Origin of the sequence: Fodinicola feengrottensis (assembly GCF_039530045.1) — a bacterium.
In the GTDB taxonomy this organism is placed as follows: Bacteria; Actinomycetota; Actinomycetes; order Mycobacteriales; family HKI-0501; genus Fodinicola; species Fodinicola feengrottensis.
Genome location: NZ_BAAANY010000040.1, coordinates 1 through 11758 on the forward strand (window position 1 = coordinate 1; position 11758 = coordinate 11758).

Annotated in this window: 10 protein-coding genes; 3 read left to right on the plus strand and 7 right to left on the minus strand. The window is 66.8% G+C overall.

The annotated features are described in order from the left end of the window. Positions 1–32: 32 nt before the first annotated feature. Entirely contained in the window at positions 33–524 is a 492-nt protein-coding gene (locus ABD301_RS37355) for an SMI1/KNR4 family protein (RefSeq protein ID WP_163573786.1), read from the minus strand. A gap of 739 nt (positions 525–1263) precedes the next feature. On the opposite strand from ABD301_RS37355, the gene ABD301_RS37360 reads away from it, so the two are divergent. Beyond that, on the plus strand, positions 1264–4083 hold the full coding sequence (locus ABD301_RS37360; RefSeq protein WP_344314832.1) for an AfsR/SARP family transcriptional regulator: 2820 nt from the start codon (positions 1264–1266) through the stop codon (positions 4081–4083). Between the two features lie 9 nt (positions 4084–4092). On the opposite strand, the gene ABD301_RS37365 is transcribed toward ABD301_RS37360, so the two are convergent. Further along, a complete protein-coding gene (locus ABD301_RS37365; RefSeq protein ID WP_344314833.1) occupies positions 4093–5103 on the minus strand; it encodes an alpha/beta hydrolase in 1011 nt (336 codons plus the stop codon). A gap of 687 nt (positions 5104–5790) precedes the next feature. Continuing rightward, positions 5791–6426, minus strand: coding sequence for a TIGR03086 family metal-binding protein (locus tag ABD301_RS37370; protein WP_163568508.1), 636 nt, complete (start codon positions 6424–6426; stop codon positions 5791–5793). Between the two features lie 52 nt (positions 6427–6478). On the opposite strand from ABD301_RS37370, the gene ABD301_RS37375 reads away from it, so the two are divergent. Next, positions 6479–6901 carry a MarR family winged helix-turn-helix transcriptional regulator gene (locus tag ABD301_RS37375; RefSeq protein ID WP_344314834.1) on the plus strand — a complete coding sequence of 141 codons (423 nt, stop codon included), beginning with the start codon at positions 6479–6481 and terminating at the stop codon, positions 6899–6901. A 201-nt stretch (positions 6902–7102) separates the two neighbouring features. Then, entirely contained in the window at positions 7103–8419 is a 1317-nt protein-coding gene (locus tag ABD301_RS37380) for a helix-turn-helix transcriptional regulator (RefSeq protein ID WP_344314835.1), read from the plus strand. A gap of 47 nt (positions 8420–8466) precedes the next feature. Here the strand turns inward: ABD301_RS37380 and ABD301_RS37385 are convergent, their stop codons facing one another. The 4 genes from ABD301_RS37385 to ABD301_RS37400 form a co-directional block, all read right to left on the minus strand. Beyond that, positions 8467–8874, minus strand: a complete 408-nt coding sequence (locus tag ABD301_RS37385; RefSeq protein WP_163568505.1) for a cysteine/serine endopeptidase inhibitor — start codon at positions 8872–8874, stop codon at positions 8467–8469. Positions 8875–8914: 40 nt separating this feature from the next. Further along, the gene (locus ABD301_RS37390; RefSeq protein ID WP_344314836.1) at positions 8915–9646 is read right to left on the minus strand and encodes a thaumatin family protein; all 732 of its coding nucleotides are present in this window, start codon (positions 9644–9646) and stop codon (positions 8915–8917) included. Between the two features lie 58 nt (positions 9647–9704). Further along, on the minus strand, positions 9705–10922 hold the full coding sequence (locus tag ABD301_RS37395; protein WP_344314837.1) for a LuxR C-terminal-related transcriptional regulator: 1218 nt from the start codon (positions 10920–10922) through the stop codon (positions 9705–9707). 114 nt (positions 10923–11036) lie between these two features. Then, positions 11037–11744, minus strand: a complete 708-nt coding sequence (locus tag ABD301_RS37400; protein WP_344314839.1) for an SDR family NAD(P)-dependent oxidoreductase — start codon at positions 11742–11744, stop codon at positions 11037–11039. Positions 11745–11758 lie beyond the last annotated feature (14 nt).

The window sequence follows — 11758 nt, forward strand, 5'->3', positions numbered from 1 at the left end:
CTGGACCAGCCCCACCGGACGCACCTACGACGTCACACCCAACGACGAATACCCACCACCACCGTTCTAACGGTAGGAAGGAGCGCCGGCGAGGGTCCGTCGGAGGCAATATTTTTGGCCTTGAGCCCCGCAATCAGGGTCAGAAGACGTCGTCGGCGTGATCCTCGCTGGGCCGGAGCGCCTGAATGACGCTCACAAAAGTCCGGTGCGAGCACGGTGATCCGATAGTCGTCTTCCTGGCCGACATGAACAACCCGCGGTTCACCATCGGGACCGCACTCGCGGTAGTCGAACGCGATCATGTCGTGGCCTGCGCTCGGCGTAGTGCCGAAATACACACCTATCGCCGGATACTCCCAGTCCTGGATCCAAAAGGCACTGCCAGAACCACCCCCGAGTGAGGAATACTGTTCCCTCCCTATCCCCATGATGTCGTCGATTTCCACGTGATCCTCGGCGTACGTGGTCGAGTTAGGCGCGGGACAACAACTGCGACAAGGGACCCCGCCGTTACGCGACCGCATCAGTGCCCAGCGGGGCTGCGGGTTGTTGCGCTGTCAGTCGACGGCGTACGCGCGAAGGAAAGTGTCCACGGCGACCTTGCGTGCCTCGGCGGCGAGGACCCGGCGGGTGCCCAGCCGCGACCGGGTCTCCATCGGCGCGGTGAGCAGCGCGAGAGATCGAAGCTAGCAGATTCGGCCCGGGTCTCCGATCCAGCAAACCTGCTTTTTGCCGACGACGCACTGGCCCGAACAGTTGTTGACCTTCAACGTGTACTTTATCGTGTTCATGCGGCCGTTGTAACAAACGCGAACGGGGTTCGCGCAGCTGTCACAGGGGTCCGGCGGGCGACACGCGGCCGCGGTCGTACGGGGCAGCAGCCACCGGACGGCGGCGTCGGACAATTTCGCGAGGGACATGTGGTCTCCATTCCGTCGGGAATTACTGGACAAATCCGCTAACCACGCAGCCGGCGTACGACAACGCCAGGCACCACGTCCGCGAGCAAAGCGACCGCACGTTTGATCAACCACGGCGGCCTCCAGAACACAGGTCGGAGTCATGGGTGTCTCGGACCACCGTGGCCGCGACCAGCCGCGCCCGTACGACCAGCGGTGACACCGAGCGGGAGCAGCTCGAGCGCGATCATGAGCGGAGTGTTCCCGGGGCCGCTAACACCTCGCTAACACGATCCTGTCCAGAACGATCAGACCGTCCGTTCCGGCACTGTGAAACACCACGCTGACCACTTAGGTTGGGGTCGTGGTGGCGCACCAGGAAATCGAGTTCGGCGTATTGGGCTGCGTTGAAGCGTGGTCGGGTCCCAGGCGGCTGGAACTCGGGCCGCCGAAACAGCGGTTGGTCCTCGCCGTCCTGCTCCTGGAGGCGAACCGGGTCATCTCGACCGAACGACTCGTGGACCTGTCCTGGCCACAAGACCCGCCGGCGTCGGCGCGGACCGCCATCCACGGCCGGATTTCCCGGCTGCGGGCGACGATCGCGGCCGCCGACGGGCTCGCGCACGGGGTGGCGTTGGTCAGCGAAGGCTCGGGATATCGGCTGAACATCGATCCAGAACTGGTCGACGCACACCGCTTCGTCGCGACGCTCGGGCAAGCCCGCGAAGCCGCCACGGACGAGATCGCCGTCGGGCTGTACGACCGCGCTTTGCGGCTGTGGCGGGGAACGGCACTGGACGGCGCGGTGTCCTCGGACGTACGACTGCGGCTGTGCGGAAATCTCGAAGAGGCTCGGCTGCTCGCACTGGAGGACCGGGCCGACGCCTTGCTGCGCCTCGGGCTGCACCGGAGCCTGATCGACGGGTTGACCAGCCTGCTGGAGGCGCATCCGATGCGGGAGCGGATGGCCAGCCAGCTCGTCCTCACGCTCTACCGGTCGGGTCAGGCCGGTCATGCGCTGCAGGTGTGCCAGCGGGTACGGGCGAAGCTGCGCGACGAGCTCGGGATCGATCCCGGTCCGGCGCTCAGTGAGCTCGAACTGGCCGTACTGCGCAACGACGAGTCACTCCTGGCGCCCGCCGATGTGCGTCTTTCGGTCGGTACGGCCAATGCCACCAGCGAGACGACACCTCGACCCGCCCGGCAACTGCCCGCCGCGCCGACTGGGTTCGTCGGCCGGGAGGACGCCTTGGCGCACTTGGACGCGGCACTGGCCGACGACACCGTCCGTATTTCCTCCATTGCCGGATCCGGTGGGATCGGCAAGACATGGTTGGCGCTGAACTGGGCCCACCGGCATGCCGACCAATACCCAGACGGCCAACTTTTCGTGGATTTGCGGGGTTTCAGCCCGGACACCGCACCGATGGACCCGGCCACCGCTGTCCGCGGATTTCTCGACGCGCTGGGCGTCGGGCCGGACCGTATCCCGATCGACCCGCATGCCAGGGCCGCGATGTTCCGCGATCTGGTGGCGGACAAGCGGATGCTGATGGTGCTCGACAACGCCACCGACAGCGGCCAGATCGTCCCGTTGTTGCCTGGCGGCCAAACCTGCACCGTGGTGGTCACCAGCCGCACCCGGCTGACTGGCCTGATCACCCGGCACGCGGCCCAACACGTACCGCTTGACGCGCTGTCCGAGACCGAGGCCGGCGCCCTGCTCACCAACCGGCTCGGCGAGTGCCGGGTGGCGGCCGAACCGGCCGCGGCGGAGCAACTGATCGAGTTGTGCGGCGGATTTCCGTTGGCACTGAGCATTATCGCCGCGCACGCGCAGGTCCGCCCGCGGCTGCCGTTGGCCGTACTGGCCGACGAGCTGCGCGACCTCGGACTGGACGCGCTGGCCGACGACGATCCGACCGCCAGCCTGCCAGCCGTACTGTCCTGGTCACATCGTGCGCTCACGCCTCCTCAGCGAACGACGTTCGCGCTGGTCGGCATCGCGCCCGGACCGGACATCGGGCTCGCCGCCGCCGCCAGCCTGATGCACCACGACCCGAGCGACACCAGAAAACTGTTGGGTGGCCTGGAACAGGCCTCGCTGATCACCCAGAGCGCCGACGGCCGATATCGAATGCACGATCTGATTCGGCACTACGCCAGCGATATCGCGAAGTTGCTGCCCGAAGAACGACGAATCTCGGCGTTGCGCCGCCTCTGCGACTTTTACCTGCACACTGCCCACAACGCCGACCGGCAGCTCAATCCGCATCGCGAGCCGATCAGCCTGACGCAACCGGTGCCCGGCACTCGCGCGTACTCGCCGCCCGACGACCAGTCCGCGCTGACCTGGTTCGACAGCGAATACCGTTGTCTGCTGGCGACCCGAGAGACCGCCATCAGCCACGAATGGCACCAGTGCGTCTGGGGCCTGACCTGGACCGTGGAGCCCTTCCTGCGCCGGCGTGGGCAACTCCGCGACCGGCTGGCGATTTGGCAGACCGGCCTGGCCGCCGCCCTGCACCTCGCCAACCCGACCGCCCACATCCTGGCCCACCGGCTGCTCGGCCGGGCGCACGCCGATCTGGGCGAGCACGACGAGGCGATCGACCACCTCCACCAGACCCTCGCGCTCGCCGAACAACACCAGGACGACACGAACCAGGCACACACTCACCGGACCCTTGCCGCCGCGTGGATGACGCGCGGAGACATCGGCAAGGCGCACGATCACGCCATCCAAGCCCTACGACTCTGTCGTACGCTCGACAATCCCTTCTGGGAAGCCGGCGCCCTCAATGCCGCCGGCTGGTACGCCGCACAGCTCGGCGACCACGGCCAGGCCCGCGAGCACTGCCATGCCGCGCTCGAGCTGTTCCGTCGCCATGACGCTCTTGAGGGACAGGCGACGACGCTGGACAGCCTCGGCTACATCGCCCACCAAACCGGACACCACGATCAGGCCGTCGAGCATTACCGGTCGGCCCTTGCGTTGCTCAGCCGCATTGGCTCGACTTACCTGCTGGCATCCACCCTGGACCGGCTCGGCCATCCGTACGAGTCTCTCGGCCAGTACGACCACGCCCGCGAGGTGTGGCAGGAGGCGCTGGATCTCTGTCGGCAGCAAGGACGCGACGAAGACGCCGAAAACCTGCGAGACAAAATCAATGCCCTCCGGTGATATCGGTCGTCAGAAGAGGCGGTCGCTTGCCTCTATTCGCTTGATAGCGCTTCCTCGATCCCCATTGGGCGATCCTGTGGTGCCCGTACAGAACCTGTCCTGTGCCGGGAATGCTCCGCTGACCAGGAACTGGGTGGCGATATCGGCCGCACAGGCATTCTGGCTCAGCAGATAGACACCGTGACCGCCTTGGTCCACGCTCACCAGCCGAGCCCGATTTCCCAGTGCCGCGCGCATTTGTACGCCACCGGGATAGTAGGTTGCCGGGTCGCGCAGATTCTGCATCACGAGAATGTTCGACGGACCGTCCGCGGTGATCTTGACCAGCGGCTCTTTCGGGGCCACCGGCCAGAAAGCGCATGGCCAGACATTCGACGCCATCGCGCCGGAAATCGGGTAGCGCTTCGCGTCACGGACACTGTCCGCTTGGTACGTGGCGAGGTCCTTCGTCCATGACGTGTCTCCACAGATGATACTCAGCAGCACAGCCGTGCTGGAGTCATCCGGCTGGTCGGCCAGTGCCGTACGTTTCACCGTCCCGTTCTTGTCGACCTGCTGCCACATCTGCGCCAACTCAGGAAAGTTGTCATCGCTGATGAGGGCCACGCGGGTGGTGTTACGGAAACTGTTGCCGGTCAGGTCTTCTTGCGGGTGCGCGTCGAGCTTCGCCGCCAACCGGAAGTAAGTCGCGCGTACGGCGTCCGGGGTCGCGCCGAGCGCGTACGTGTCATGGTGCGCCGCGGCGAATTTCTCGAAGTCGGGAAAGCGAAGTTCGTTCGCCGGCCCAAAGCCGCGGAACTGGTCCCGCCACACCAGCCGCGGACCGACGGAGCTGTCCAGCAGGACCCGATCGGTTCGGGCCGGGAACAGCGTCGAATAGACCGCACCCAGGTACGTTCCGTACGAGAACCCGAAGTAGGAGATTTTCGGCTCCCCCAAGGCGATCCGGATCTGGTCCATATCGCGAGCGGTGTTCGCGGTGGTGAGGTACGGCAGGACCGACCGCTGCGCGCGAAACACTGGTGAACGAGCTGTTTCTGGCTGGCCGCGTCCGCGGCGAACCCGGCGGAGGTCGGATACGGCGGCAAGATGCTTTGCTGGTCCGGGGTCGTGCCGCAGGTTTGTGGCGTGCTGCGGCCGAGTCCGCGCGGATCGAACCCGATCAGGTCGTACGTCCGCAACAGGCTGGCCGGCGCCAGCCCGCCCACCTCCAGCGGCCAATCCAGCCCGGGACCGCCCGGACCGCCCGGGTTCAGCAGCATGACACCACGCCGTTGCCCGCCGGCGATCGCTGGAAGTTTCGATACCGCAACGGAAATCTGCCGCCCCTGTGGGTTGCGGTAGTCCAGCGGCACCGAAATCGAGCCACACCGCAGCGCGTCGCCGCCCGGCTCGGCGGCGATATCCGGCGGACACACACCCCAGGCGACGGTGGGCCGCGCAGTGCCGGCCAGCAGTGCGGTGGTGGCTTGAGCCGGCGCTGTCGCGGTCAGCAAAGCTGTCGCCACCTGCGTAGGCGCGGCCGCGGCCGCCAACGCCGTCACCGCGACGAGCGCCACCGCCAGTACGCCTACGCGTCTGGTTCTGCGCATTCTCTTCCTTTCTGGGAATCGAGACGTGTTCACGATTCCCAGAAAGACAGCCGAATGCGTCGCGCGGCGGGATGAGCCGTACTGCTACTCGCGGACGACCTCCGGCTCGCGAATGTCAGCCTTCGTCGGGCCAGTGCGGGGAACGGCCGAGCAGCGCGACGATGTGGTCGAGGTCCGATCCGCCGGACCAGGTCACCTCCGGCCCGAATGCGGCGTCCGGCGAGAGGCGTGCCGCACCGGACGGCACGGTTTGGGCGACCGTGACTCCGACTTTGAGCAGTTCCGCCTCGAATTCCACCGGCCGGCCCAGAGTCTTCGCGACGTCCCAGGAATGAACGACGTAGTCGATGAAATGCGCGCAGATCCCGATCGCCGCGGTGAGGGTCGCCGCCGGATTGATTTCCGGTAGCGCGAACCGTTTTTCCAGGATGTTCTCGGCCGCGAAGGCCGCCATCAACCGCTCCGCGGACGCTCGGTATTCCTCGATCGGATGGTCACTCAGCGGCCGCTGCGCCCATGCCCGCGGATCGGTGCCGCCCTCCGCCGCGGACGCGAATCCGTTGTGCTGGGCAATCATGTGGCTAAGCAGTTCCCGCAACGTCCACTCCCCGCAGGGAGTTGGCGCGGCGAGATCGGCGTGGGTGAGGTGGCTGACAAGGTCGATGCTGGTGCGTACCGCTTGGGCGTCCAACGCGACCAGATCAACCTGCGTTGCCAGCCGGTCGTACGCGTGAAGCTCATTAGTAGGCATGTGCTTATGATCTATCTGCGCGTACGATCTGTCAATCGGTATCCTGAGCGACATGGATGCCGACCGCCGCGACCTCGCCGCGATGCTGCACCCACTGGTCGAGTCCCTGATCGCGATGGAGCTGCCGATCCTCGCCGAACACGGCATCTCGATGTGGGCATATTCGGTGCTCAGCGTCCTGGACGACAGCCCGATCCGGACCCAGGCCGCGCTCGCCACCGCCATCGGGGCCGATAAGACCCGGATCATCAGCACCCTCGACGCACTCCAGGCCGCCGGCCACATCACCCGCGAACCCGACCCGCAGGACCGCCGCGTCCGCCTGCTGGCGATCACCGCACAGGGCCAGAAAGTCCGCCGGTCCGCCCGAGCGCGCATCCAGGCCGCCGAGGACCAGCTGTTGTCCGGCCTGACGACGGCCGACCGCCGGGCATTTATGCGCGTCGCGCGGCTATTATCGAACCTGTCACATTAACCGCGGAATTACCTTTCCCTTCCGCGTGAAGTTAACGAAAAATCCTGATCACCGTCCGTTTTGTCCGTCATTTTCGAACAATTCCCGAAGGACGTTGACAGCGGGTATTTCGCGATATACGTTGCGAAATTGGAAACATTTTCACATGACGCGACATCGCACGCGTTTTCGCCGGGAGATGTGCGAGATGACGGCAGCGATATGACCACGGTGGACGCGGCATTTGACGAAGCAAGGGCAGCGCACGCCCGGCTGGCCGGGCAGAGCCGCTGGGGCGAGGCAGACGTGATCGTCACCGCGGCGATCGAGGGAGCCAGTGCCGGCCACCGGCAGCGATTCGGCGAGCTGATCCACGTGCCAGGCGGCCTCTGTTCCGACAGCCAAGACGCGCTTATGGCTGTCATGATGACCAATCGCGGAGCTCAGCGGGAAGCCGCGGTGGCCGCCGCGCGTCGGGTGCTGGCCGCGCCACGATGGCGACTGGAGGCGTTCTGGCTCGCCATTGTCGTGCTGTTCGCGGCCGACGAGATCGGGTACGCCACGCAGGCTCTGCGGCACGCTTGGGAGTGCCTCGGCCGAGCCGTGCCGACCCGCGATCGGGACGCGTTGGCGCTGCTCAGCGGCCGGTTGGCCGGACTGGTGGGAGAGCCTGGCAGGGCCGCGGAACTGCTCGCCGGAGCACTTGACCGGGGCGTCCGACCGGGCCTGCGGGACCTGGCGCTGGCCTGGCGGGTGGCCGCGCTCGCGGACGCCGGCGAGGTGCAGGACGCGTACGACGACTTGCTGGACGCCGGGTTCGTCGGCGCGCTGGACGACGCTGCGGAGCGGATCGACCTGCTGGCTGCCCGCGCCACCCTGCACGCCGCCGCCGACCGCCTCGACCTCGCGTACGCCGACTGGCTCGCCTGCGGCCGAGCGCTCGGCGAGCGAGCGGTGACGTGCCCGGCGGTGCTGCCGTGGCGGTCGCGGGCGGCGCTTTGCGCGTACGCGATGGGAAGAACGGTGTTCGCGGAGGCGCTGGCCCGGCAGGAATCGATGGCCGCCGAGCGCTGGGGCAGCCGCCGCGCGATCGGCGTGGCGACGCATGCGCTGGCGGTCTCGATCGGCGGTGACCTCCCGCTGCTGCAGCAGGCGGAGGAGGAGCTGGTGGGCAGCCAGGCGATCGGGGAACTGCTGCGCGTCCGGCACGATCTCGCGTTGGCCCTCGCGGCGGCCGGAAAACGCCGGGAAGCGGTCCGGCTGGTGGAGAAAGTACGCGCGGAAAGCGGCGGCTACCGGCTGTGGAAACAGCGTGCCGACGCCACCTGGCACCGGATCGTGAACGGCACCGGGGTGGCGGCGTTGACCCGGCAGGAGCGCAAGATCGCGGCGCTCGCGCGGGCCGGCCACAGCAACCGGCGGATCGCCGAGGAAGAGTCGCTCACGGTGCGTACGGTCGAATTCCACCTGTCCGGGGTCTACCGCAAGCTGGGCATCGCCGGCCGCCGTGAACTGATGACATTCTTCTCGCGAATTTAATTGACAGGCCCGCCCCAACCAAGGGCGAAGCGGGCCGGCAAGACAGACTAGTTGACGAACTTCCAGGTGACCTGGATGACGCCAATGTCACGGTTGGCCAGCGATCCGAAGGCCGGCGCGCTGAGATCGATGTGCGAGGCGTCGCAGCTCGGGCACTTGTCCCGCACCGGAACGCGAATCGTGTTGCCCTGGTAGGTCACCTCGATCGAGAGGTTGCAAATCGGGTCGTTGTTGGGGTTCGCGGTCGTCCAGTATGCGTACGGCGCGGCCACCAACCAGTCGGTCGCGGCGTTGAGTTGCGTGCCGCAAGCGCCGTAACCAGCGTCGTTGTACCAGGTGGAGATGCCGTTTATCGGCTGACCGATGGGAATGCTGGCGGATGCGGGACTCGCGGTGGCCGCGACGAAAGCGACCGCGATGGCCAGAACAGCCGCGTACCTACGCAGTCTGGGCACGTGGATTCACCAACCTTTCGGGGAAAAAGAGGGTTGACCATCAGACCTGATGGAAGGTGATTCGGAAGCCGTTGCACGAGTTGCACTGATAAACGACCTGGTTGCCAGGCTCCTGGTCTTGTTTCGACCACGCGTACGCCTTCGGGCAGTGCGATTTGATCGCGTCGCTGTAGTCCGTTTGCGCGTCCCGGTTCGGATTGACGCAGTTCATCGGCCGGCCGTCCGGCCAGTGCTGCAGGTAGGCGGAGGGGCAGTACGGCAGCAGGTTTTCCGGGCAGCCAGCGGTGCCGCAGGACGTGGTCGCGTTAACCGGCTCAATGGTGATCGGCACCGAGAATGCGTTGACGTAACTCACGTCGTACCAGGGCGCCAAACCGTCGGAGCTGTCGAAGTTGAATTCGGCGAGGCTCGCCGGCTGTTCGCCGAGGCTGCACCGGTCGGCGTACGGGCCGCAGTCGGCGACCTGGCAGTGAAAACTGGAGCCGGAATTGCCCGAACACCCCTGCCGGGCGAAGAACTTGCCGCGCCAATGGCCCGGGTCGGTGGTCTCCGGAATGGTGATCGTTGCGGACTGGCCGTTCGCGAGCGTCGGCAGGCCAGCGAAATTGACCGAGCGATCGGCGTTCACCGTGCTGCCGATCCACACCGTCTGCCCGGTCTGATTGACGAAGGTGACCGTGTGGTTGATCGCCGCCGCCGCGGCCGAGAATCCGGCTCCGGTGACTGCCATCGCGACCGCCAACAGCGCCGCGACTGTCCAACGTCTGGTCATTTTTGACCTCCCGTGGAGAATGTGCGGACCATTATTCGACCGCTTCCCCGCGCCGTCTCTACGGTCGTACCGACCGGATCGGCGCCGCCGACCACGCGAGGTCCTCACGACCGGCGATGCCGAGCTTGGCGTACGCCCGCGACAAGTGCGCCTCGACGGTGCGTACGGCCAGAAAGAGCTTGTTGGCGATTTGCCGGTTCGTGTAACCGGCGGCGGCCAACCGGACCGCCTTGACCTCCATCACCGACAGCCGGCCGGTCGGCGACCGGGTCGGCAGCCGCCGCAGCTGGTCGTCGGCCCGGGCGGCCCGCACACCGTTTCCCACCGCGACAAACAATCCGCGAGCCCGCTCCAACCGCTGCCGGGCGGCTGCCGGCCGATCGGCGGCGAGCCGGCAGCCCAGTTCGTACAGCACCGCGCCCTGTTCGGCCGGCGCCCGCGCGATCTCGAACAGCTCGGCGGCATCGGAAAATAGGTCCGTACGAGCGCTGCCGCCATCCACCACGCCCAGCACGAAAGTGGCCCGCCCGAGCGCGTACGGCTCGGCCCAGCCACTCGCGGCGGTGTATGCCTGCCGGGCGAGCACGGTGGCAAGCCGCTGCCGGCCGGTCGCGTGCGCGCACAGCGCCGCGTTCGACCGCCAGCAGGAGACCGCCGGGCCGCGAATGCCACGTGCTCCGAATTTCCGTCCAGCATCAAGATAGTCGGACAGCGCCGCCCCGAAATTTCCGTTGCATCGGTGCATGGCCGCCCGGCCGATCCGCAGGAACGGCGCGCAGGTCACCCCGGCCCGCAGCGCCGCCTCCAGCTCCGACCCAGTGATCAGCGCGGCCGCGAGGTCCGGGTCCTCACGCTGGGCCGCCAGCTCGGTCGCCGCCGCCGCGGCCAGTAGCCGCAGCGTCGGGTCGGCGGCGGACCGACCCAGCTTCTGGTAGGCGTCCAAGGCTCCATCGAGGTCGCCTCGACGGCCCGCCAACCGCCCGTTGAGCAGCACGATCGTGTCCGCAAGTGCGGGCGCGTCGGTTGCCGTTCGACGCAACGGTTCAGCCAGCTCATCGGCGAGGGTCAGCTGGCCGGCGTAGACGAACACCGCGAAGGCGCGTACGAGACAGGCCGGCTCGGTCCGGCAGGGTGGCGTCCGCAACGCGTGGGTGGCCCGTTCGACGGCCCCGCTCCAGTCCTTGCCCGCCAACACCAGCCGCAGCGCCGACATGTCCGGGCATTCGGCGGCCATCGATGCGACAGCGGGGCTGAACCGGTTCAGGGTTTGCGGCACAATTTCCCTTTCCACCCATGAGAGGACTTTTCGGTATCACCACCGACATCACCGCAAAAAATGACTATCCCTGCTGGCAGCCGAGAAGTCCATCACCGTCACGTTCCAGCCCCGTCACCAAGGAATCGGGCCGTGCGCGCTGAGATAGCCGCCGGTCTGGCCGTCGGGTCCGATCTGGGCCATCCGTACGATAATCTCGGCGCCTTCCTCGACGGTCTGGATGCCGGTGTTCGCATTCAAATCCGTTTTGGTGTAACCCGGCTCCACCGCGTTGACGCGCATGTTCGGAAGAGCCTTCGCATACTGCACAGTGATCATGTTGACCGCGGTTTTCGAGGCCGGGTAAGCGATCCCGGGATAGCCGAAGGTCGGCAGTCCGGGAGCGGTGACCGCGGCCAGCGAGCCGAGCCCGCTGCTGAGGTTGACCACCACCGGCGCGGCGGAGCGCTGCAGCAGCGGCAGGAACGCGTGCGTCACCCGTACCAGGCCGAAGACGTTTGTTTCGAACAAAGTCCGCATCTGGTCGGCGGTCTCGTCGGCCGCACCGACGACTCCCCCATCGGGCGTACGCCCCTCCACGCCGGCGTTGTTGATCAACACGTCCAATCCGCCGTCGGCCTCGATCGTCTGGACCGCAGCGGCCACCGACGCATCGTCCGTGACATCGATGACAACCATTCGGGCGCCGATCTTTTCGGCCGCCTGGCGGCCCCGATCGGCGTCCCGGCTGCCGAGGTAGACTGTGTGCCCAGCGGCGATGAGTTGGCGGGCGGTCTCGAAGCCGAGACCCTTGTTCGCTCCGGTAATCAGCATTGTTTTCATGCCCCCAAGACTGC